The sequence below is a fragment of the Sphingobacterium sp. UBA2480 genome (assembly GCF_002341965.1).
In the GTDB taxonomy this organism is placed as follows: domain Bacteria; phylum Bacteroidota; class Bacteroidia; order Sphingobacteriales; family Sphingobacteriaceae; genus Sphingobacterium; species Sphingobacterium multivorum.
In genome coordinates this window covers 1-24,276 of record NZ_DDPA01000009.1, presented here as the reverse complement: position 1 = coordinate 24,276, position 24,276 = coordinate 1, and the positions used below count along the sequence as shown (strand labels likewise).

Annotated in this window: 21 protein-coding genes; 7 read left to right on the top strand and 14 right to left on the bottom strand. The window is 39.4% G+C overall.

The window, feature by feature from the left end; all coding sequences use genetic code 11:
- Positions 1 to 163 precede the first annotated feature (163 nt).
- Positions 164 to 1,930 (bottom strand): signal peptide peptidase SppA, encoded by a 1,767-nt coding sequence (sppA, locus tag B3600_RS20770; RefSeq protein WP_286754269.1) that lies wholly within the window; start codon positions 1,928 to 1,930, stop codon positions 164 to 166.
- 239 nt (positions 1,931 to 2,169) lie between these two features.
- On the opposite strand from sppA, the gene folK reads away from it, so the two are divergent.
- Together folK and B3600_RS20760 are read left to right on the top strand one after the other, a co-directional pair.
- Positions 2,170 to 2,673: a 2-amino-4-hydroxy-6-hydroxymethyldihydropteridine diphosphokinase gene (gene folK / locus B3600_RS20765; RefSeq protein WP_070570448.1), complete on the top strand. Its 504-nt coding sequence runs from the start codon at positions 2,170 to 2,172 to the stop codon at positions 2,671 to 2,673.
- Positions 2,654 to 2,998, top strand: a complete 345-nt coding sequence (locus B3600_RS20760) for an Hpt domain-containing protein (protein ID WP_286754268.1) — start codon at positions 2,654 to 2,656, stop codon at positions 2,996 to 2,998. The genes folK and B3600_RS20760 overlap by 20 nt, the downstream gene beginning before the upstream one ends.
- Here B3600_RS20760 and pssA read toward each other — a convergent pair.
- Together pssA and rho are read right to left on the bottom strand one after the other, a co-directional pair.
- Entirely contained in the window at positions 2,995 to 3,681 is a 687-nt protein-coding gene (pssA, locus tag B3600_RS20755) for a CDP-diacylglycerol--serine O-phosphatidyltransferase (RefSeq protein ID WP_070570444.1), read from the bottom strand. The genes B3600_RS20760 and pssA overlap by 4 nt on opposite strands.
- Before the next feature lie 74 nt (positions 3,682 to 3,755).
- Positions 3,756 to 5,255 carry a transcription termination factor Rho gene (gene rho, locus B3600_RS20750; RefSeq protein ID WP_201639487.1) on the bottom strand — a complete coding sequence of 500 codons (1,500 nt, stop codon included), beginning with the start codon at positions 5,253 to 5,255 and terminating at the stop codon, positions 3,756 to 3,758.
- Positions 5,256 to 5,558: 303 nt separating this feature from the next.
- On the opposite strand from rho, the gene B3600_RS20745 reads away from it, so the two are divergent.
- The 3 genes from B3600_RS20745 to B3600_RS20735 all read left to right on the top strand — a co-directional run bounded on the left by B3600_RS20745 (position 5,559) and on the right by B3600_RS20735 (position 9,628).
- A complete protein-coding gene (locus tag B3600_RS20745) occupies positions 5,559 to 7,286 on the top strand; it encodes an MFS transporter (protein ID WP_201639488.1) in 1,728 nt (575 codons plus the stop codon).
- 241 nt (positions 7,287 to 7,527) lie between these two features.
- Complete coding sequence (locus tag B3600_RS20740; protein WP_046671899.1) at positions 7,528 to 8,391, top strand: N-acetylglucosamine kinase; 864 nt, start codon at positions 7,528 to 7,530, stop codon at positions 8,389 to 8,391.
- Positions 8,392 to 8,809: 418 nt separating this feature from the next.
- Complete coding sequence (locus tag B3600_RS20735; protein ID WP_046671898.1) at positions 8,810 to 9,628, top strand: UDP-2,3-diacylglucosamine diphosphatase; 819 nt, start codon at positions 8,810 to 8,812, stop codon at positions 9,626 to 9,628.
- 91 nt (positions 9,629 to 9,719) lie between these two features.
- Here the strand turns inward: B3600_RS20735 and B3600_RS20730 are convergent, their stop codons facing one another.
- Positions 9,720 to 10,403, bottom strand: coding sequence for a metal-dependent hydrolase (locus B3600_RS20730; RefSeq protein ID WP_046671897.1), 684 nt, complete (start codon positions 10,401 to 10,403; stop codon positions 9,720 to 9,722).
- Positions 10,404 to 10,413: 10 nt separating this feature from the next.
- Positions 10,414 to 10,728: a YbaB/EbfC family nucleoid-associated protein gene (locus B3600_RS20725; RefSeq protein ID WP_046671896.1), complete on the bottom strand. Its 315-nt coding sequence runs from the start codon at positions 10,726 to 10,728 to the stop codon at positions 10,414 to 10,416.
- 186 nt (positions 10,729 to 10,914) lie between these two features.
- On the opposite strand from B3600_RS20725, the gene B3600_RS20720 reads away from it, so the two are divergent.
- The gene (locus tag B3600_RS20720) at positions 10,915 to 11,541 is read left to right on the top strand and encodes a hypothetical protein (RefSeq protein ID WP_139145107.1); all 627 of its coding nucleotides are present in this window, start codon (positions 10,915 to 10,917) and stop codon (positions 11,539 to 11,541) included.
- 70 nt (positions 11,542 to 11,611) lie between these two features.
- On the opposite strand, the gene B3600_RS20715 is transcribed toward B3600_RS20720, so the two are convergent.
- Positions 11,612 to 12,631 carry a hypothetical protein gene (locus B3600_RS20715; RefSeq protein WP_286754267.1) on the bottom strand — a complete coding sequence of 340 codons (1,020 nt, stop codon included), beginning with the start codon at positions 12,629 to 12,631 and terminating at the stop codon, positions 11,612 to 11,614.
- 233 nt (positions 12,632 to 12,864) lie between these two features.
- Here B3600_RS20715 and B3600_RS20710 point away from each other — a divergent pair, with 233 nt between their 5' ends.
- Positions 12,865 to 13,446, top strand: a complete 582-nt coding sequence (locus tag B3600_RS20710; RefSeq protein ID WP_046671893.1) for a thymidine kinase — start codon at positions 12,865 to 12,867, stop codon at positions 13,444 to 13,446.
- A gap of 252 nt (positions 13,447 to 13,698) precedes the next feature.
- On the opposite strand, the gene B3600_RS20705 is transcribed toward B3600_RS20710, so the two are convergent.
- The 8 genes from B3600_RS20705 to ccoN all read right to left on the bottom strand — a co-directional run bounded on the left by B3600_RS20705 (position 13,699) and on the right by ccoN (position 23,861).
- Complete coding sequence (locus B3600_RS20705) at positions 13,699 to 16,422, bottom strand: carboxypeptidase regulatory-like domain-containing protein (RefSeq protein ID WP_286754266.1); 2,724 nt, start codon at positions 16,420 to 16,422, stop codon at positions 13,699 to 13,701.
- A 127-nt stretch (positions 16,423 to 16,549) separates the two neighbouring features.
- Complete coding sequence (gene cls / locus B3600_RS20700; protein ID WP_286754265.1) at positions 16,550 to 18,013, bottom strand: cardiolipin synthase; 1,464 nt, start codon at positions 18,011 to 18,013, stop codon at positions 16,550 to 16,552.
- 57 nt (positions 18,014 to 18,070) lie between these two features.
- Positions 18,071 to 18,787 (bottom strand): sulfite exporter TauE/SafE family protein, encoded by a 717-nt coding sequence (locus B3600_RS20695; RefSeq protein ID WP_286754264.1) that lies wholly within the window; start codon positions 18,785 to 18,787, stop codon positions 18,071 to 18,073.
- A complete protein-coding gene (locus tag B3600_RS20690) occupies positions 18,765 to 19,187 on the bottom strand; it encodes a FixH family protein (RefSeq protein WP_046671889.1) in 423 nt (140 codons plus the stop codon). The genes B3600_RS20695 and B3600_RS20690 overlap by 23 nt, the downstream gene beginning before the upstream one ends.
- A gap of 11 nt (positions 19,188 to 19,198) precedes the next feature.
- Complete coding sequence (gene ccoG / locus B3600_RS20685) at positions 19,199 to 20,587, bottom strand: cytochrome c oxidase accessory protein CcoG (RefSeq protein WP_286754263.1); 1,389 nt, start codon at positions 20,585 to 20,587, stop codon at positions 19,199 to 19,201.
- A gap of 15 nt (positions 20,588 to 20,602) precedes the next feature.
- Positions 20,603 to 21,517, bottom strand: a complete 915-nt coding sequence (locus B3600_RS20680; protein ID WP_286754262.1) for a cbb3-type cytochrome c oxidase N-terminal domain-containing protein — start codon at positions 21,515 to 21,517, stop codon at positions 20,603 to 20,605.
- A 3-nt stretch (positions 21,518 to 21,520) separates the two neighbouring features.
- Positions 21,521 to 21,718, bottom strand: a complete 198-nt coding sequence (locus tag B3600_RS20675) for a hypothetical protein (protein WP_046671935.1) — start codon at positions 21,716 to 21,718, stop codon at positions 21,521 to 21,523.
- 4 nt (positions 21,719 to 21,722) lie between these two features.
- Positions 21,723 to 23,861: a cytochrome-c oxidase, cbb3-type subunit I gene (gene ccoN, locus B3600_RS20670; protein WP_286754261.1), complete on the bottom strand. Its 2,139-nt coding sequence runs from the start codon at positions 23,859 to 23,861 to the stop codon at positions 21,723 to 21,725.
- Between the last annotated feature and the right edge of the window lie 415 nt (positions 23,862 to 24,276).

Here is a 24,276-nt window from a genome sequence, read left to right as displayed (position 1 = left end):
TATAAAAAAAAGCATTTGCTTTCATTAGAAATAATTATTTATTCATGGCAATCCGTACATTGGATCGAACTTCTCCGCACGCAACGTAAGAATTACCGGCATCGTTATAAATTATAATCACCTACAACCATACCACGATTGGACTTCCTTTACGAATCAATTACTAGTGAATCTCAACGCTATAAGGCATTCTCGCCTGCACCCCCGTCTGTGCTGTAGCTTTTCTCACGACATCAAAATAACGATAATATTCGCCCATTTGCTCTTTTGCAATCCAAACTTGGACTTTTTCTTTTGAATTATTTAATATCGAGGTAAAAGGATCTTCTTTCTCCGGATATTGGGACACTTTATATTTACTCAGATTGGCCTTTTTTGCGGCAGCCTGAATAGCGGCATCCAAGTTTCCGAGACGGTCAACCAATTTATTATTCACACCTTGCGCACCGGTCCAAACTCTTCCCTGCCCAATACTATCTACATCAGCAATGGATAATTTACGGCCGTCTGCAACAACTTTAGTAAATGTACCATATACTTTATCCACTTCCCGCTGGATGATATCCCTTTCTTCTGCTGTCAACGGCCGATCGAAAGAAGTCATCAAATCAGCAAACTTACCCGTCTTTACACCATCATAATGCACTCCAATTTTATTGTTCATCAGATTTTGGAAATTAGGAATCACACCAAATACACCAATAGATCCTGTAATTGTAGTTGGTTCAGCAAATATCGAATCTGCTGCCGCCGAGATATAATACCCACCTGATGCAGCTAAATCTCCCATCGACACGATTACGGGTTTCACTTTCTTGGTCAAAATAACCTCCCGCCAAATAATATCGGACGCTAAAGCAGATCCACCTGGTGAATTCACACGCAAAACAACAGCTTTAACAGCATCATCTTCTCTTAATTCTCGTAGTTCGCGGGAGAATTTATCACCACCGATTTGACCTGGTCCTGTTCCTTCACCATCAACAATTTCTCCGGCAGCATAAAGAACCGCGACTTCAGATCCGCTCGCATCATCTTTTAACTTTTTATTATAATCCAACAGGGAAACAAACGATATCTCATCCTTTTCCGAAATTTTCAAACGTTTTCTCAAATCCGATAAAAGTTCGTCTTTATACAACTTGGCATCTGCAAGCTTATATTTTACCGCGTCGTCCGCATCCCGGACACGATAGTCATTCGCAATAGCCCGTAATGAATCGGCAGCAATATTTCTGCTCGCTGCTATTTCATTAATAAAGGTACTGTATATACTTCCCAAATATGATGTTACCTGCAAGCGATTGGGATCACTCATTTTATTTAAAAAGAAAGGCTCAACAGCACTTTTAAATGTACCTACCTTCACAATTTGCATCTCCACCCCAACCTTGTCCAAAAGGTCTTTATAGAACATCGTAGAACTTGCCAAACCTTTAAAATCAATCGTCCCTTGCGGATTAACGTACACCTTATCGGCGGTGCTCGCTACATAATAGGCCTTTTGGTCATACCCCGCATTATAAGCAACAACAAATTTCCCGGTTTTCTTAAAAGCCAAAAGTTCGTCTCTCACTTCCTTTAAACTTGCAAAGCCAACTCCGATATGACTAGCATCTAAATAGATCCCTTTAATATTCCCATCCGTCGCCGCATACTTGATCCTCGCCAAAATATCGTCTAGACCAATATTTTTAGTGGAATAACCTGGAAGATTGAGACTACCCAAAGGATTCGCTTCGCTTCTCTCTGAAATATCATAATCAAAGGATAGGTATAAAACCGAGTTGCTTTTAACAACAATCTCCTGATCCGAGGATGCCGAGCTGATGATGGCCCCAATAATCCCCATCAAAACAATAAACAACACAACAAAAGAGATCACAATCCCCGTAATTGTTGCCAGTACGTACTTAAAAAATGATTTCATATTTTGTAATTAAATCCGATCCATAATCGATCTTCCTGTGAAAAGACTTATTTTCACTAAAGGTAATGCAATATTTTTTATTCACCCAGTCTTTTATTTCATCTACCCCACATTTTATTCGCGAAATTAAGGCTCATAGCCTGAAAGAAATTTACATATCCATAGACCATTAATATACTAAATCCAAAAAATAGCCGAAATTCAAACAACTAAGTTTCACAAAATCTTAATTTAGCATCATGAATCAGATTTATATACTATTGGGCACTAACCTTGGGGATCGTTTTCAACAGCTTGATCTAGCGAGAAAACAACTTGAAACACATGTTGGAGCAATTATTGAAGCTTCTTCGATCTATGAAACAGCGGCCTGGGGAGTTGAAGACCAACCGCCCTTTTTAAATCAGGTCGTTTTAGTGGCATCCCGGTTACAGCCTTTAGCATGCTTAAACCTGACACAACACATCGAACAGGAATTAGGACGTATCCGTATAAAAAAATGGGGTGAAAGAGTCATTGATATTGATATACTCTACTTTAACCAGGAAATTATCGATCTGCCATCGTTGCAGATTCCACACCCTTTTATTGCTGATCGCAGGTTTACACTGGAGCCTTTAGTGGAAATAGCACCAGCCTATATCCATCCCGTTTACAAAAAAAATAACGTATATTTATTGAATAAATGCAAAGACGACTTACCTGTAAAGAAAATTAGCGACGATGAACCATATCGATATTGAACTGATCAACCAAAACATGTTTGACAACCAAGACTTAATCAAACAATTTGTATCCATGTATCTTATTCAAACACCTGTCGATTTCGACAAGCTCCGCGAAGCAGTGGCTGAGGGAGATCTTCAAAAGATTGGCGATGCTGCACATCATATCAAGCCGACTATGGACTATATCGGTGCCTTTCATCTAAAAGAAAAATTTGAGGAATTAGAGACCAATTCAAAGAACGAAGCATCTCTTGACAGCCTTCGGGCCACTTTTGGTGTTATCGATATTGAAATGAAAGAGCTTCTATTTGAATTGGAACAATATGAAAAAACGATCTAAACCAGATCGTTTTTTTTATTAAAATGCAATGCTGATAATAGGAAATATAAAATTAAAATAATCGGTAAAGCCATAAATTGACCAACAATAAACAAGATCAGCGTCAGGATCAAAAATATGAAGCGAAATTTATTCGTTTTCCAATCCATCGAACTAAATTTCATCGAAAACAACCTAATTTCACTTACCAAAAGATAACTGGTTAAAAGAACACTACCGATTAATACAATCGGATTTAAAACCAATTGTGGGTATTTGTCTGCGATATAAGGTAGAGAAAGCACATAAAATGTATTCATTGGCGTATTCAAACCAATGAAATCCGAAGTTTGGCGCTCATCCAGGTTGAACTTTGCTAAACGTAAAGCCGAGAAAACAGTAATGATAAACCCTAAATAAGGTAACAGAGAACCATCAGGAAATACCTTTGTCAACAAGGTAAACATGATTGTCCCAGGTAAAAAACCAAAACTGACCATATCAGCCAACGAATCCAGCTCCTTTCCTATTGGCGATTTAACATGAAGTAGTCTCGCTACCATTCCGTCAAAAAAATCGAATATCCCGGAAGCAAATACGCAAATAGTGACAACTTGAATATTGCCTTGCAATGCCATCAATACAGCGATACAGCCACTAAATAAATTTAGACAAGTCAGCAGATTTGGGATATGTTTTTTCATGTACAGGATCTATTTTATAAAAAAAGCCATCATTTGATTAAAAATGATGGCTAAAATATCAAAATTTGATGGGATTACCCATTCATACTGATCAAAAATTCTTCATTTGATTTAGTTCCACGCAATTGACCTTGTAAAAATTCCATGGCCTCTGTAGAATTCATATCCGATAAGTGGTTACGAAGTACCCAAATACGTTGTAATGTTTCTTTGTCAGTCAATAGATCATCACGACGTGTACTCGATGCGGTGATATCGATCGCAGGGAAAATTCGTTTGTTTGCCAACTTACGATCCAACTGTAATTCCATATTACCTGTACCTTTGAATTCCTCAAAGATAACTTCGTCCATTTTAGAACCTGTATCTGTCAATGCTGTTGCTAAGATCGTCAATGAACCACCATTTTCAATATTCCGGGCAGCACCAAAGAAACGTTTTGGTTTGTGTAAAGCATTCGCATCCACACCACCTGACAAAATTTTACCTGACGCAGGCGCCACTGTGTTATAGGCACGTGCCAATCTTGTAATCGAGTCTAACAAGATAACGACATCATGTCCACATTCTACCATACGTTTAGCTTTCTCAAGCACGATGTTTGCAATTTTAACGTGACGGTCAGCCGGCTCATCAAATGTCGAAGAAACAACTTCCGCGCGTACACTTCTCGCCATATCAGTAACCTCCTCAGGGCGCTCATCGATTAATAAGATAATCAAATAAACTTCTGGGTGATTTTTTGCAATAGCATTTGCAACCTCTTTCAACAAGTTTGTTTTACCCGTTTTCGGTTGAGCAACGATTAATCCACGTTGACCTTTACCTATAGGCGTAAATAAATCCATGATACGTGTAGAGTAATTTCCAACACCCATATCTAAATTTAAACGCTCATCAGGGAATAATGGTGTCAAATAATCAAATGGCACACGATCGCGTACCTCAGCCGGATTTTGTCCATTGATAGCCTCAACCCGTACCAGAGGGAAGTATTTTTCACCCTCTTTAGGCGGACGGATACAACCACGTACCGTATCTCCCGTTTTCAAACCAAATAATTTGATCTGAGATTGTGATACATAAATATCATCAGGAGAAGTCAGATAGTTATAATCTGATGAACGTAAGAAGCCATAACCATCAGGCATGATCTCCAATACACCCTCATTAACGATCACATTATCGAAATCTGTACTTGAAGAAGTGTTTTCTGCTTTAGGAGTTTGTGTTGCTTTTTCAGGTTGGGGGCCTTTATCTGCTGCTGGTGTATCTTCGGTTGCAACCGGGGCTTCGTCATGCTCAGAAACTTCACGTTTTCTTACCGTGACAGGTTCCGCAGTTTTTACGGTCCGCACACGTTTACGTGTACGCTCAGCATGTTCCTGATTATCTTCCTCTACTTTAGCTGCTTTTTCAGCTGGCGCTGGTGCTGCTTCCTCTTCCCCACCAGTATTGCTAATTCTTTCGATTAATTCTTGTTTACGCAATTTATCAGCATCTGCGATACCGATCAACTTAGCAATCTCGCGCAATTCCGATACGAGTTTAGCGTTTAATTCGTTAATATCCATTAATGTGTTGTGTATGATTTTTGGATTTTTTTTTGAGCTTTTTTCTGAATTCTGATTACACACTTAAACAAGTTTCCATGATTAAGTGAGATGAAGAACTTAATGATTTCTTTTAAACCCGAAGTGGATTAAATATTGAGAACCTAGACAAAGAAAAAAACAAATTTTGTTATTTCAAAATATTTCAAAAAAAATATTTACTATTGTAGCTAGTAAAACGATTTAACAACATTTTTAGATTGAATTTTATATTTTTTTTCATAAGTTCGTACCTTTCAAAATTTAAGTTTTTAGATCCCTTATATGGAACAGCAACAAACTAAAACCAATTACCCCGCACTCTACACATTGATTATTGTGTTTTTCTTTTGGGGGTTCATTGCGGCAGGGAACAGTGTTTTTATACCGTTCTGCAAAAATTACTTTCATTTAGACCAGTTTCAATCCCAGTTAATAGACTTTGCTTTTTATACAGCCTATTATATTGGTGCATTGTTACTATTTATATTCAGTTCAATCGGGGGAAAGGACCTGGTTGGAAAATGGGGATATAAAAAGAGTATAGTTTACGGTTTACTTTTCTCGGCCTTGGGTGCCGCAGCCATGATTGTTGCTGTCGAAGTAAACTTATATGTTGGTATGTTGTTGGGACTATTCGTTGTAGCCCTTGGTTTTTCATTACAACAGACTGCAGCAAATCCATTTGCCGTTTTATTGGGCGATCCAAAAACGGGTGCTTCCCGTGTGAACCTAGGCGGTGGTATCAACTCATTTGGTACAACAATAGGCCCTCTTGTTATCGGGTTTTCCTTATTCGGAACTTTTGAGCCTATTTCTGACTCCGAGATCGCCAACCTTCCGCTAAACAAGGTTGTTTATCTTTATATAGGTGTTGGTCTATTGTTCCTGTTGGCTGCAGCATTATTTAATTTCAGTAAAAAAGTTCCTGCTGGAATTAGTGATGAGCCAATGGAAAAAGCGAATAAAGCTTTACGTACCTTGATCATTATGACCATCCTCCTTTTTGGTATGTTCACGCCAGTGTTTTTAAGCTATAAGAGCGACTTAGCCTTGCAGGTAGAGCAGTTACACAAACAGGTTTCAAGTTTAACAGATCAGGTTCAGATCGATCAACTCAAACTGCACATTAAAGAAGTTGCCAAACCACTCGAAATGCAACGCATGTTATGGTTGGCAGGAGCATTGGTCGTTGTGATCGGTGGTTTATTGTTCTCCAATAAGAGCGCGCAAAAAAATCCAGAAGGTTGGGGTGCGATGAAATATCCACAATTGGCTTTGGGTATGCTCGCGCTTTTTATCTATGTCGGTATCGAAGTCGCAATCGGTAGTAACCTCGGCGAATTATTAACATTGAAGGAATTTGGTCATTTGCAATCCTCTCAAATTACACCTTATGTATCCATGTATTGGGGAAGTATGATGATCGGTCGTTGGGCTGGTGCTATTACAGCATTTAACTTGAGTAAATCAACTAAAAATGGATTATTGATTATCGTTCCTCTGATTGCATTCTCCATTATCATCGGCGTCAATACGCTTGCAGGATTTGAGATGTCACATCTGTATTATTACGTCATATGTATTATTCTTCAAATTGTAGCATTCTACCTAAGTAAAGAAAAACCTGCTCGTACATTGATTATTTTTGGATTATTTGGAATCATTGCGATGTTAATTGGCCTATTCTCATCGGGTACTATTGCAATCTATGCTTTCTTATCAGGCGGTCTTGCATGTTCAATTATGTGGTCCTCAATTTTCAGTTTGTCCATTGTAGGTTTAGGAAAATATACCGCTCAAGGTTCGGCATTTCTTGTGATGATGATTCTTGGTGGTGGTGTTCTTCCTCCGATACAAGGAAAATTAGCGGATATTATCGGTATCCATAACTCGTATATTCTACCATTAATCGGATTCTGTTATGTTGTTTTCTTTGCGATATTTGTTAAGGGAATATTAACAAAACAAGGAATCAATATTGATGAAATAGAGGCTGAAGGAGGCCATTAACACCCCTCACTAATTGTAAATAGTACACTATTTAAACAATTTTATTACACAGCTCAAAAACTGGCTTAACAACACCGTTAAGCCAGTTTTTTTATATAGTCACCAAAGTACAAAAATTTATTTTTTGAAAAATAAGCGGATAAATTATGATATTTAAAATTAAAAAATGTATTTTCGGGGAATTGATTAATGAATTGATTACTCATTTTATAACGATAAACACAATTAAAACTACTCAATAATGATAATCATTGCTGACGGGGGATCAACAAAAACAAACTGGTGTTTGTTAGACGATTCGAATAAAAAAATCTACTTCAATACGGAAGGGTACAACCCTTATTTTGTTGATAGTGAATACATTGTAAACTCCCTAAAAAAAGGACTACCGCAAGATTTACCTTTTGAAAAAATCTCAGAGGTAAACTATTATGGTGCAGGTGTTCATAACAAGGAAAAAGCACAAATTGTTGTTGATGCTTTAAAACAAGTATTTACTACAGCTGAAGTTGAAGTAGGACACGATCTTCTTGCAGCAGCAAGAGCATTATTAGGAACTCAAGCCGGATTTGCTGCGATCTTAGGAACAGGAACAAATTCTTGTCTATACGATGGTAAAGAAATCACATTAAACATCGACTCAGGTGCTTACATTTTAGGTGATGAAGGTTCTGGTAGTTATATTGGTAAAAAATTACTGGCAGATTATGTTCGTAATTTGATGCCTAAAGATGTTAAAGAAGTATTTTATAACACGTATAAAATGACAAAGGACGAAATTATGGACGCGGTTTATACCAAACCAATGCCAAATCGTTTCTGTGCAAGCTTTAGCAAATTTGTCTATGACAACAATGTAAATATCGAATACACACGCAATATTGTTGATGAAGCTTTTGAAGCATTTTTCAGAAATCTTGTCAGCAAATACCCTAATTATCAAAGCTATACTTTCAACTGTATCGGTTCGGTTGGTTACAATTTCAGAAATGTATTAGCAGAAAAAGCTGAGCAATATGGAATGAAAGTAGGCAAGATCTTGCGCTCCCCTATCGACGATTTAGTACAATTCCACATCGATAGAGCAGCAGCGACTGCCAAATAGAAAAAGAAAAATAATCTTTAACATAAGGAAAGGTATTCAATAAAATTGGATACCTTTTTTATTGCTCTTCCCCCAGTCCTCCGACCTCCCAATATTCTCCGTACCGAAAATTCCCTACTAATATTAATTTCCAATTAACTAACTCATACCGTTTTACAAGACATTTTAATGATTTAATAACAGGAATTTCATCGGTACAAAATAAAAGTATCTTTTTTTTGTAATAGAAGTTAACAGATTGATTAAATGAAATATTGCGGCTTAGAATAACTTCAAAAACGGTAAAAAAGGTCGTTTATGATCGATTCATTTCAGACAAATCCGGCAAAGGTCAAATATAGTCCTCAACAGACGCATAGAAAAAAAATCTACAAAGGACATCTTGGTAGACATAAATGAATAAACAAATTTATTGCAAATGAAAAGAAGCCTTGATATACTTGTAATCTCAGATTTACACCTAGGTACTTACGGTAGTAGAGCTAAAGAGCTTTTACTTTATCTAGAGTCCGTATCTCCCAAAATACTGATACTCAATGGAGACATCGTAGACATTTGGCAATTTAAAAAAAGCTATTTTCCGCAAGAACATCTAAAAGTCATCAAAAAAATCATTGACATGAGCTCTTCGGGGACAGAAGTACATTACATCACGGGCAACCACGATGAAATGTTGCGCAAGTTTACCGATCTAAAATTAGGTAATATCAAGCTGAGCAATAAACTCCTTCTTTCACTCAATAATCAAAAAGTGTGGATCTTTCATGGAGACGTTTTCGACGCATCCATTCATCATTCTAAATGGTTGGCCAAACTCGGTGGATGGGGTTACGACAAACTTATCCAGCTCAATAATATCATTAATTATTGCCTAGATAAAATGGGTAAGGAGAAATATTCTCTTTCTAAAAAGATCAAAAACTCCGTTAAAAAGGCCGTCAAGTATATATCAGATTTTGAACATACAGCGACTGAACTAGCGATTGAAAAAAATTACGATTTCGTTATCTGTGGACACATCCACCAGCCTCAAATCAAAGAAGTCATTACCCGAAAAGGAACCTGCACGTATATGAACTCAGGAGATTGGATTGAAAACCTCAGTAGTTTAGAATATAAAAATGGGGAATGGAAGCTGTTCTATTTTGAAGAAAATAAAGAACAAATCCTGAAGAATAAAATCATCGATATCCCTCTTTTCAGCCTGGAAGATCTTAAAAAGATTGTCATCTCATAAAGATTGTCATGTCTTAATGAACACAACAGAGATCTGCATATAATCAGGAAAACACTAAAACAAAGCCGAGNNCTCGGCTTTGTTTTAGTGTTTATAGTTCAAATGTCGCACCGATTTTCGGCAATGACAATGAAATATCCTCATTTTGGAATTTATCCAAAGCTTGTTGTTTATCGATCGTTATTGGCGGAAATGAATCGTAATGGATACCAACTACCCGAGCACAATTCACAAACTCAGCCGCTTTAATTGCATCATCCACATCCATTGTATAGTGCCCACCTATAGGTAAAAATGCCCAATCCAGGTTCATGTCTGCCAGCAATTTCATTTCCATAGTCAGTGCGGTATCGCCGGCAAAATAAATTTTTTTGCCTTTTACATGGAAGACAAATCCCACAGGAAACCCGCCGTATTGACCATCAGGTGTACTATTGGTATGTGCAGCATACACCATCTTGACCGAACCAAAAGGCAGTTGAACTGTTCCGCCCAAGTTGAATTCGATCACCTTATCGTCAGGTACGCCCTGTCTTCTCACCCAGCCTGCAGTTTCAACAATCGCTAAAACAGTGGCATCGCTGTTTTTTTGAATTGTCGCCATATCGGCCACATGGTCCTGATGTCCATGACTTAAAAAGATATAATCCGGTTTAATTGTATTTACATCGATTTCTTTTGCAAGTGGATTATAAGTAACAAATGGATCTAAAAGAACCTTCGTTCCGTCAAAATCAAACTCTACACAAGACTGTCCGTAATAAGTTGCTTTCATGATAATATCGCTATTGATTAAATAATCCGCCTAGTCCTCCTAGTCCACCCAACATATCTTTACTTGCTGCCTGCATTTCAGCCTGGCTGATATTCTCAGCTTGCGCAATTGCCTTATTCAGAGCAACCACAAGCAACTCCTCCAATTCTTCCTTATCTGCGTTTGATAAAAATACAGGATCGATGGTAACCTCTTTTATCTCTTTGTTTGCTGTCGCTACCACACGGATTAAACCACCTTCCACTTCACCAGACACAGAAATTGAATCCAATCTTTTCTTGATTTCCTCCGCCTTTTGCTGGGCTTGAAATAATTTGTCAAACATATTTATATCATTTATTTCAGGCCAATTTACAAAAATCTGCGCATACCTACTATTGCTAATTTACTTTCGCCAATGCTTCCCTTTTTTTTCTGAAGGTGTCTGATCTTATTGGCCAGAAAGAACCTTCAGTTCGCTTTCATTGCTCTTGGTGTCTGCGAAGTCAGGAAGGTTTTGTATTTTTGCAACATGCAAAGCAATCAAGAAAAACTAGTCGCCCATATTTTGGACCAGTTGGACCTAAATCCGGCAGCTATTCCAGCTGAAACCTACGACACATTAATTTCAGATCGCCCTCAACTTGTCGACATTGACGATATGATCTCCTATATCAAACGTATCGGGACTGATCTCGATGCCATTGATAAAACAGTTGAACTGGTTGAAAAAATTGAAGACGAAACAAGTATTCTCATCCATAAGCTTAAGTTTATTTCGGCTACTGACAGGCCCAAGGTATTGGTACTGGACCAAATACAGCCGCTTGAAATAAACCGTTCTGCCTATCTGCAGGAAGCCATAAAAATAGCCGGTGGTATTCCAGTTACAACAGAAAATGAAGCCGATAAAATCATTGTCATCGGTCAGGGAGAACAGACATTTATCCAAATTCCACAATTGTTGAATTCGGCAGCTATCGCATCATCCAAAGCTATCGAGCTCGATCAGGTCTTCATCATGACCAATAAACAATTTGCACAGATTCCCGGATATAATTATTTGAGAGAACTTGAATCTTTAGCCGAAATTCTTCAGCCAAAGTATTTTGTGTATGGTCATGAAGGAAACGATTGGCTACAATTTCAACTAAGCTAAAAAACCAAAAATATAGGTATAAAAAAACAGCTCCAGTAGAACGGGAGCTGTTTTTTTATACTTTAGAATTTTAGTTGTATCTTCTGCGTAGGACGTTGTATAATTTTTCAACGGTATGCGGTTTATCTGCCCATTTATTTTTAATCGCATAATTTGTCTGCAAAAATGCATCCGCTTCCGCATAGCTTGTAAATCTATTCAATAATTCGACAGCCTCACTATACGCTAAACTATACCCATTAAACAAATCCTTAATAAATAAGAGCTTATCATTTAAGCTTATTCCTGCTTTAATATCTGTGAGTTTATCGCTATGTCCAGATTGATTTACCTGATAAACACGGTTCTGCACGCCAGCTTGCTTCTGTTGAGAGATAATTTCATTTAAGGTCAATGGTCTCGCGGGAGCTTCTTCAATGACCGTATTGATTTCTTCCTGAATAAACACTTCTTGCGGCTGCTCAATTACGACTTCTTTTGGTTCTTCGATGACTTCTGTAACGAAGACAGTAGGTTCTTCAACTTGCGCTGTAACTTCCTTTTCTGCCTGATAAGCTAATTCCTCCACTGGAGCAGCCTCAAAAACCGGTGGCGTTGCAACAACTGGCGGCGCGACAGGTTCAGCAATTGCAGGGCTAGGCTCTCCCGATTGTATCGGTTCACGTTCAGAAACAAATGGGACTTCGTTTTCCTCCACACTGGTTTCTTCATTTGCTACAATGGCTTCTTCATTTCCACGGTTGAAATCTTCAACTGGTTGAGCTTCTTGAATCTCGCTTTCAGTGGGTTCAGCAACAACTTGCTGCGCTGAAGATCTAAGGGTGGAAGGCGGTGTAAAATAGTCGTTGAAAGCAATCTTCTTACTGTCTAAGGCAGCAGTACTTAACGTATGCTGCGATTGAGCTCCCTGAAGAACGGCCTTGGTCTTAAGTAAAGTTATGTAGGCAGCCACAGCCTGTGCCTTCGCTTCCAGTGTTACTAATTCGTTAATTTCGGACAAGCTGCCCTGTTCCGACAAGGTCAGATACTGTCCATTTAAATCCTGTAATAAATCGCCTATCGTATTAAAAATTTCCTCTTTAGTACCCATAATTCTATTTGAAATCACCAATTAATTATTTATAACACTTATACCTGCAACCGATCAAAAAGTGGAAAACCCAATCCTTTGATTTAGAAATATTTGGATTTACGCCCAATTTTTGCTACCCAAATTTAATATTTAATTCTGATATTAGCGGTGTCAAAAACAGAATATAATGGGAGGTCATTTTACAAAAATCACCTTATTTGCGGACCTTCCGACAAAATTAAATTAATCAAATGCTTTTTTCCGAACATAATTTGGCTTTGCGCCCCGCACAATATGGTAGCATTGAAATTGTCTGTGGATCGATGTTCTCGGGCAAGACTGAAGAACTGATTCGCAGGCTAAAACGAGCACAATATGCACGTTTGAATGTCGAAATCTTTAAACCAGCGGTTGATAAGCGATATGATGAAAAGTTGGTCGTTTCTCACGATAGCAATAGCATCCCATCAACACCCGTTGATCATTCTTCAGCGATCCTACTCTTAAGTTCATCGACCCAAGTTGTCGGAATCGATGAAGCACAATTTTTTGATGACGGTTTGACAGAGGTATGTGTCAAATTGGCAAATAGTGGTATCCGGGTGATCGTTGCCGGTCTCGATATGGATTTTCAAGGGCAACCATTTGGTCCAATTCCCAATTTAATGGCAGTAGCCGAACACGTCACGAAGGTGCATGCGGTTTGCATGCAATGTGGCGCTCCAGCGAATTATTCCTACCGCCTGACCAAGGATACGGAAACCGTGCTTTTGGGTGAAAAAGAAGCTTATGAACCACGGTGTAGACCCTGTTATTTCGGCTTGAATAAGTAAATGATCCAAAAAGTTAACTAAAATCTGCCAAAAGGACCATAAACGCTATTTGGCATAGGATTTGAAATATACTTTATAAATAAGAAGATTAACGCTTTTAATAGCGACAAAATACTTTTCATAATTTAGGTTTATAATTGGTTAGTTAGCACCTCCTTGCCCATCAAGGAGGTGTTTTTTTTAACAAAAAAAGAACGCTGTCCCAAGTTACTGAGCACAGCGTTCTTTTTCATGAACTCCAATATACAAGGTTTAAGGCTGAACACCGTAGTTGATGACCTTACGGCCAATGTTCCCCGTTTGATCCATTCCCTCGACAATGACTTTATAATTTCCATTTCCGTCGGCATTATAAAATTGAATGGCAGCTTCCCCCGTCTCTGTGATTGAGACTTTCGGATTCCAGTAAATGGTCGTTCTCAAATCGTTTACAGCCTTTCTTTCCGGCGTATCGTATTTTGGAATATAGAATTTGCGTTCTTTAATATAACCTAGAGGATACATATCGATCACATTTGATTTTGGCAACATGCTCTCAATTTCACTCAATGACATTCGCGGTTTCTTCGCTTCCACTTTTTTCGTATAAATGGACACAACACCATTATTTTGATACATTCTGGAGACTGTTCCCAATTCATCACGTAAGAAGATTTCGATTCCTTCGATATCCGCGACATTGATGCTGTTCAATCCAGGCTCATCAATAGCCATACCGTTCAGAAAGAACTGAACAGGCGTACGTCCCCCCGCATTATAATCGCGGGAAACATAATATTTCAATGTCTGCGGATCATAAGTAATGCCAGTCAATACCGTTTGAAGACACATGGTCAACACGTTACAACCGGTCAAACGCTCGGGTTCAATACGGTGTTCCGGCATGGATAAGCCCGAAATAGATGGAAAATCTTTATTGGTGATTGCTTTCTTCACTACGCCTGTCACTTCGACCTCATCCAGAAGGATCGATTTTCGATACTCTTTTCGGCTATTCGCCAAATAAGGAGCAAAAGCCTGGTCTATATTCGGCACAAAATAACTTTTATAGCCATTATTCTTATCGATCTCCGGGTAAAAGCTCTGATCCATATTAATAACCAGGCTCCGGTAATTGTCGTTAGAGCGGGCATTAACCGTTACTTTAGACGAGTCCGGGAACACAAGATCCTTAAAGGTGAATCGTCCATTCTGATCCGTATAAACGTCTTTCTTAATATTACGCGAAGGAACCGATAAAAGTAACCCTCCATTTGGATAAGGGCGTCCAGTATTCATCCGAAGTATACCGGATAATTCAATTCCTTGCTCGGGAAGAAAACTGATCTGTGGCAACTTCTCCGATATAAGTGTCGGGTAGTCAAATCGACGGTATCCCTGTGTCATTAATAGTGCATCCAGCGCTTTATCCCGATTGGGATTCTTTTCATCGAAATATGAATTTGGGTTTTCTACATTTCCTTTGAGGTCCGAAGTCAACAGAAAGTTGCTCACAATAGAGAGATCTGCCTGATCATTATAAGGAACTTTGGATTCGTCTATTACAGCGACTGAATAGCTTCCGGGGAACTTCTGCCCATTGTTGTCCACAGCAAGTTTAAGATTGACCAAGTCTTTAGCCTTATAGCTTTGCTTATCGCTGGTAACTTGAATATTTAAAAGCTTTTCACTTTGAACAAATGCCAAGCGTTCGCTGATAGGTTTTCCGTCCGGACTCAATAAGGTTACCTGAACAATACCATTTGGCAAACGCTCTTTCGGAATATTGACCAATGCAGACGAAGATTTTAAATTCACCTGTGCGCCAAAACAGAGATGGCCATTCGACTGAACCAAAACATAATAAGATTGCCCCGGGTTCTTTGAAAAATTCTCCTCGCTAGTTACCACGGCAAACTCCGCATTCGTGGCATCCTGTTTTACAAAAACAACATTTGCCTTGTCACTGACAACAGCCGGCAATTTGTATTTGCGCTCCTGTCCATTCTCAAACTTCACAACAGCTTGATAATTTTCTCCTGCGAGCGGCAGAAGAGAAAAATAGCCCATTCCAGTTCCAAAGTCTGCAAACTCCGCTACCGACTTGCCCTTTGAATCCAAAATACTACCTTTTACCTTTAGCCCCTTACCATCGGATCCAATGGCTTTAAATGCAACTTTTTTGGCCAATCCAGCGATAATATCACCCCCTTCAGGAAAGAATTGCACATCTGCATCCCACAAGGCATTTTTGAGCAAGAAGGAACTGGACAAAGGTTTTTCATTTTTATTTTCCTGAATGCTAATCTTCAGTTGTCCTTTCTCCAGATTTGCCTTTTCTTTTGCAGACAGGTTTATGGTTACTTTCCCCAGCCCATCGGTCTCAGCTTTGCCCTTGTCGAAGGTTTCCCATCCCGACACAAACTCCCAATTGATTTTTGAATTGATCATCGGTTTTCCCGTACGATCGCGGAACTGTATGACAGCTTGGGTTTTATTACCACCAATGTTATTTTGAAATTCAATGTTCGTAATCAATTTCTTATTGATTACATCCCCGATTGGCACCACTTTGTTAAAAAAGTAAGCATTATCAAAGTTGGCCATCCATTTTGTGTAGGCCCTAAAGCGATAATTGTCCTGAGACATAAATTGAGGATCAAGTACAATCTGCCCATTTCCTACCCCTTTATCCAATGGAATTTTTAGTGTCTGAATCAGGGAATCGCGACTGTTCAGCACTTCCACGTAAGCTATTTTACTCGGCTCATATTCGGCCAAATTGCGGGATAAATAGGTTGAAAACCAGAGAGTATCCCCTACAGCATAATAAGGCTTGTCGAAATGTAAATGTACCTTTTCAACTGGGTAAACCTGAAAATATTTCTGAACTCGTTCTACGATTGTATTAATAGGCAATGTAGGTGTAGTCTGGGCATAAGTGGTCCCTATTCCTAACAGTCCTATCGATAAAGTCAATAGTTTTATGTGCTTCATTGAAAGTCTTAGAATAAAAAATGAATAGCTAAATATATTCAATTTTGAGCAAAGACCAACCGCATTGGGGTATTTTTAACATTTATTATACCTATTCATGGGACGATTTCCGACGCGCTAAAAGTAATTAGAGCAATGGAGCCAAAAGCCTACAGATAGAATCTACTCCTCTTTTCCAGCGGCTTCGCTGCATCCACTTTCGAATTGTAATCAGGTCTGAAACTTCGATATCAGTCAAAAATTGTGCATTAAGACGGTCGCAAAGCTCTTTATCCGATACAATTCCCGAGATTTCAAAGTTGATGTAAAAACTTCTGATATCCAAGTTTGTCGTACCGATATAGGCCAGCTTCCCATCAATGCAGATGGTTTTGGCATGCAGAAATCCCTTTGTATAGAGGTATACATTAACTCCTCTTTCCAGTAGTGGTTTTATAAATGAGAAGGAGGCATGCTGTACAAAAAACGAATCAGACTGGGCCGGCAACATCAAGTCCACACGGACACCGGAAGATACCGCGAGCATTAAAGCAGTCGTCAATTGATCGCTGGGAATAAAATAAGGTGTACACAACTGTATATATTCTTTTGCTTCGTTGATACCGGCAATAATTGCTTCCATATTGAAAGGTGCTGGCGATCCAGGATCACTGGCTGTAAATCCTACTCCACTCTCATCTTCATCGGTAAGTGGAAATCGGTTTAAATAACCGCGGCCCAATTCAAACGGTTCTGCATCTGTCTGGTTCCAGCTGTTCCAAAACTGGATTTGCAAGGTATTTACTGCTGCGCCGACAACCATCATCGCAGTATCCCGCCAGTAAATCTCATTTTTTCCGTTATTGATATATCGATCTGAAATATTGATTCCGCCGACAAAACCGATTTTCCCATCGATCACAGCTATCTTACGGTGATTTCGGTAGTTGCTATTCGCTAAGGAACTAAAGGTCACCGGAAGGAAGGCTTGAAACACAAAATCGGGTTTATGCCGCCGTAAATATTTAATCACATCCGGAGCACCAAAACTATCCAATATCAGGCGAACAGTCACGCCAGCCTTTGCTTTTTCTTCTAGAATATGTAAGATTTCCTGCCCCACATCATCCATTTCCCAGATATAATATTCCATGTGAATGGAATGCTGCGCAGCTTTAAGGCGATCTATAAGTACTGGAAACTTTTCTTCCCCATTGATAAACAGGGTGACATCGTTGTTGAGGGAAAAAGTAGAGATCTTTTGATTTTTAAGGTAGCGGTATACCATGGCCAAACTACCGATCCGCTCATTTAACGTATCGATATGTTCCTCCATAATTTCGGATTCCTTACGCCAGGCATCCATTAACTTTTTGGACTGCTCGCGATACACACGTTTCATCCTTTTGACCTTCTTAAACTTCTGACCAAAGAAATAGTAACTGAGCAAACCAACGCCAGGTAAGAAAACAATGACCATAATCCAGGCAATGGTCTTGGAAGGATTACGGTTTTCGATCAAAATCGTCCCGATTACACCAATATAAAGGATGAGTAAGGGAATCCAATAATAGGTTAATGCAATCTGTAAAATATGATGAAGTACCTCCATATTGTGTGCTAAGGGTTTTACCAAATATAATACTTAGCATCGACATATTGTTTGTCGTTAAACACAGTTTATTGCACCATCGACATGAATGAACGGACTTAAATAGGGAATATCTAAATTGGCACCCCGGAGTATAAACCATATCCCCAATAAGAAATAGAGAAAAGGAACCCATTTCGAAAATCCAATTTTGAAAGATCGGGAGAAATTTCCCAAAAAAGAAAACGCAAACAAGAGCGGGATAGTACCTAAGCCAAAAAACAACATAAAAAAGAAACTCTGCTGTGGGCTATCCGCATTTATGGACGACATAAGCGCCATGTAGACCATACCACAGGGCAACAATCCATTCAGTACACCGGCAACAAAGCTACCGCCCGGTTTATAGAGCCATTTCGACAATAACCGTACGATTGGCTGAACAGCCTTCGTCTGCCAGCTGGCAATTTTTCGATTATGTTTACCAATAAGCTGAAATAAAGCAATTCCAATCAGGATGACACCTGTAGCCCAGCTTAGACTACGCTGCCAGCCCTGGATCTGCGCAAATGTTCCGATCGTACCCAGTAAAAGTCCCAAACAACCATAAGTCAGTACCCTACCGGATTGATACAGTACTTTATTTAAGAAAACGTTCCAACCAAAGCCTTGCCTTCCTTCAATGGCGAAAATTAATGGACCACACATGACCGCACAGTGTATGCTTCCAAACAATCCCATGAAAAATGCAAAGTAGGTATAACTCATTTCCTTAAAATAAAATATGCTCTTCAAACAAAAAATCTTTACCTACACTCTTCCAGTCGATATACAAATTCCACATGCCTTTATCGAACGTGGAAATGGGCAGTGTATATAAATTGCCTGTTGTCTGAAATGGCAATTCTTTATCCAATCGATTGTCCGAAGGTTTTCGAAACAGCAATTTTCCTTTATTTTCTTTGGAGACAAAATGAATATACAAGGTATCTTGCCTGATTTCGATTGTCGGTGATTCTTTCATCATCAAAACATTTTGCTTTTTGTCGTAAGCTTGATCATAATTTAGTCCCTGCTCGTAATAATCGTCTTCTTCCAGACTATCTGAATCGTGACTCACCATGTATATTCCCGCTCCGACTATACACAACATAAATACCGCCAAGGTTAAAAAAATCTTTGTACCCCAATTCATTGTTTTTCATTTTAATTCATACCCGGAGGTGCTATAAAAGTGGTTTTTAAACTTTCCACTTTCTTATCGCCCGAATAGATAGCTAATTTTACATTACTTTTATAAGTCTCAACATCCTTATTTGCGATAATTAGAAAAAAGCTCAGTGTCGCATGCCCATCTTTACTCAATTTTTGAATAGGATTGACCAGTTGAATCTTTAAACGCGGATCATCACAGACCAATTTAAAAGGCATTTCTTTACCAGACTTATTAATCAATTCCAAAGAATACAGGTTGCTTATTGTCTTATCATCGCGAAGCTGGTAGGTACTTCCCTTTGCCCGGAGCAACCTTCCATCCACCTGAGAACGATTGAACAACAGAAAACCAAAGACCGACATTAATGCAACCAACACGACCGAATAAGCTATTGCTCTCGTATTGCTTTTTTTCTTCAGTGTTCCTTCAATCTCACCCATTGGATAAAAGCCTATCAACTTTTTAGGCTTTCCGATTTTGTCCATGACAGCATCACAGGCATCTATACAGGCTGTACAACTTACACATTCCAATTGAAGGCCATTTCGAATATCAATTCCTGTGGGGCATACATGTACACAAAGCTTGCAGTCCACACAATCCCCTTGCGTCGTCACTGCATCCTTTTGCTGTTTTCCTCTTGGCTCTCCACGTCGATGATCATAGGCGACAGTTATACTTTGGTCATCCAGGAGTACGCCCTGCAATCTGCCGTAAGGGCAAATTGCAATACATACAATCTCCCTGACGTACGCAAACACACCATAGAAAACCAATGTAAATATGATTATTGATATCAATCCACCGATATGTTGGTCCAATGGATCAGTGATAATCTTCATCAGCGCATCAGCACCGATGATATAAGACAAAAAGATATTTGAAATGAAAAATGATATGATCAAGAATATACCATGTTTCAAAATTTTTTTCAATTGTTTTTGATCCGTATTTGGTCCCGCATCCAATTTCTTTTGTTGCTGCCAGTCACCTTCGATCCAATATTCAATTCGTCTAAATATTAATTCCAAAAAAATGGTCTGAGGGCAAGTCCATCCACACCATACCCGTCCAAAGACAACAGTAAACAAAACCACACATACCATCACGATTAACATACCGAATACGAATATGTAGAGATCTTGTGGATAGAAAAGATTTCCTAAGATGGAAAACTTTCGCTCAATAATGTTGAACATGAGAAACGGTTCACCATTTATTTTGATAAAAGGAACGATAAACAAGAACAGCAGTAGTGAATACCCAACCCACTGTCTTTTTTTGTAAAGCTCTCCCTGCGGTTTTTTGGCATAAATCCATTGTCTTTTTTTTGACTTAGATTCACCGTTATTGGCATTATTCACGACTGCTGTACTCATTGCTATTTCAATTTACTACTCTGCTTTTTTATCTGCTTCAGCTGGACCTGTTTTGGCATCATCCGCTGCTTTCTCTCCGTTTGCCGCCTGACTACCGCCATAGGATACCTCATTACCTTGCGGAGCTTTAGGGTTAGCAGGGTTTGTATCCCTTAAGGTGACAATATAACTGGCAACCTGTGCGATTTGAGCGGGACTTAACGTTTGTTCCCATGGTACCATTCCTTTATCAGGAACACCATACTTAATGGTTTTGAAGATGTCTTTAATCTCACCACCATGTAGCCAAAACTTATCGGTCAAGTTGGGTCCGATACCTCCCTCACCACTACCTCCGTGACAAGCGACACAGTTTGCTGCAAAGATCGCTTTTCCATCAGCTGCCATTTCCGGCTGAAACTCCACGCTACTTTCGTCTACATTACTCGCAGAAGCAGTAAGATAAGCCTGACGCTCTTTCTCGGCAATGACCATCTCATGTTCATACTCCTGGTCCTGGTTCATTCCGATACCCGACACCTGATAAACAAATAAGTAAACAAGGCCGAAAAAAATCGTTCCATAAAAAAGGAAATTGAACCAGATCGGAATCGGATTGTCCAATTCGCGGATACCATCATACTCATGGTCTATGACAATATCCTTTTCTTCTGAAATCGGTCTGATCCCCATGATCTTGTTCCACGACCTTTTCATCCAGCCCTTATTCGCCACCTTTTTGAGTTTTTCCTCCTGGGCCAATTCAGGCATGGTAATCTTAATGATGGATTTCATCGCGCGATTGACCATCAATGCCGAAGCAAGAAGAGCCAGCATCACAACGATCAATACAACAATTAAGATATCTGTGTATAAATTATCTGTACCGAATCCTATCGTAGATTGAACAACTTCTGCGGTAGCTGGTGCAGTATCCAATAATAAACTCATATATTATAGACTTTCAGGTGAATGATTCAGTTCCTTTTCTGTTTCATCTTCTTCCAAAGGCAATTCCTTCATATAAGTAACATAGTCTTTTTTCATTCGAAACAACATGATTGCTACTGAAATGAAGAATACCAAGAAGATCCAAAGTGATGCAATTAGATAAAGCTCACTGCCGTTTAGATTTGTTATTTGCTTAAACATGGCTTTATTGATTTGCGTTAACATTATCAGCTACTTTTGGAGCTGCTTTTATATCTGTTCCTAATCGCTGTAAGTAGGCAATTACAGCCACAATCTCACGGTCAGCTAACACATTCACTTGATTTTGTTTTAGATCATCAGCAATTTTCTGTGCCTGTTTGGTGAGATCCTGTTCAGCATGTTCAATTTCCGCATCGGTATAGGGGATTCCCAATTTCCGTAACGCCTTCATTTTATCTTGCAGAATAGCATTATCCAATTTCTGATCGATTAACCACGGATATGTTGGCATGATACTTCCAGGCGAGGTAATCGTTGGATCCAACAGGTGATCAAAGTGCCATTTGTTTGGATATTTACCACCGATGCGATGCAGATCAGGTCCTGTCCGTTTCGAACCCCATAAAAACGGTGTATCGTAAACAAACTCACCCGCCTTGCTATACTCCCCATAACGGGCGGTTTCGGATCTAAAAGGACGAATAGTTTGCGTATGACAGTTCACACAACCTTCTCGAACGTAGAGATCTCGTCCCTGCAGTTCCAATGCTGTATAAGGTTTTACGCTCGCAATTGTTGGAACATTTTTAGAAATTGTAAAAGTCGGCACCATCTCCACCATACCCCCGATGAGGATGGCGATAAGAGCCAGTACCATAAATAAAATTGGCTTACGTTCAAGGCGACGGTGTTGAGACTGTTCGTTTACTTGAACCGGCAATAATGCAGGAGCTTCTGCTGGCTCATTGGCCAAGAGCTTCCCTTGTTTCATGGTTTTGATCAAGTTAAAGGTCATTAGGAAGACCCCCGACAGATAAAGTGCACCACCTAGTGCGCGCATCATGTGCATCGGCAGAATTTCCAATGTTGTCGCCAGGAAGTTTGGATATTTCAAGACCCCTTCTGGTGTAAATTCTTTCCACATCAAGCCTTGTACTACGGCTGCCCAATACATCGGGATCGCATAGAACAAAATACCCAAGGTACCTATCCAAAAGTGTGTTGATGCCAATTTTTTAGAATATAATTCTGTCTTATATATACGTGGTATCAACCAGTACAGAATACCAAATGTCATAAACCCATTCCATCCCAAAGCACCTACGTGTACGTGCGCTACGATCCAGTCGGTAAAGTGAGCAATCGCATTCACCTGTTTCAAGGATAGCATAGGGCCTTCGAAAGTCGCCATACCATAACAAGTAAGGGCCACGACCATGAATTTTAACATAGGCTCTGTCCGTACCTTATCCCAAGCACCACGTAAGGTCAACAAACCATTGATCATACCGCCCCAGCTTGGAGCAATCAACATAATGGAGAATACAACCCCTAAAGACTGTACCCAACCCGGTAGCGCCGTATAGAGCAAATGGTGAGGACCTGCCCAGATATAAATAAAAATTAAAGACCAAAAGTGCAGAATACTTAACTTGTAAGAGTAAACGGGACGGTTGGCCATCTTAGGAAGGAAATAATACATCATTCCCAAATAAGGAGTTGTCAAGAAAAAAGCAACTGCATTGTGACCATACCACCATTGTACCAGTGCATCCTGTACGCCTTTGTAGACATAATAGCTTTTCCAGCCAGCTACAGGCAATTGGATGGAGTTAACAATATGCAATACTGCTACTGTAACAAATGTGGCAATATAGAACCAAACAGCGACATACATGTGACGTTCGCGTCGTTTGATAATAGTACCGAACATATTGACTCCGAATACCACCCAAATGAGGGTAATTGCGATATCAATAGGCCATTCCATTTCGGCATACTCATGGCTTGAAGTAAGACCGAGTGGTAGTGTAATAGCCGAGGCAACAATAATTAACTGCCAACCCCAAAAATGGAGCTTGCTCAAAGCATCACTGAACATTCTTGCTTTAAGCACCCGCTGTAAGGAGTAATAAACTCCCATAAAAATACCGTTACCCACGAAAGCAAAAATCACCGCATTGGTATGTACAGGACGTACACGGCCAAATGTAGTAAATTGCAATCCGAAGTTCATCTGGGGCCAAACAAGCTGCGTCGCCACAAGCAATCCTATGGTCATACCAACTATTCCCCAAATAATGGTAGCGATTCCGAAATTCCTGACAATCTTGTTGTCGTAATTAAATTGCTCTAACTGCATTACTTAAATTGTTGATTCTGGTTCAAAAGTAAGCAGCAATTTATGACAATCTAATGATGGGTAATGCGTACAAAAGTGATGTACGTCACTTTTGTATTACCGGATTACAAGGTTTAGTTACTAATTTCGGCTACTGGTTCTAAATGACTTAGCGAAAATTGAGATCCTGAAAGGTACTTTTCACCAGTAGATCTGAAATCAAAAGTGACCATAATCACATTTCCCGCCGTACAATACGCGATAACACACCAAATCTCATCACAGTGGCAGACCTTGATCTTTCAATGTGTCACACTATCCAACTGTAACCAGCGAGCCAAAGCCTTTTCGGAAAGGAGCAGTAGGAGGTGGCTTGAATAGGGACAGTAGAGGCTCTAGGACAGCGCCAGTCGGGGAAGTACGGAAGATATGCAAT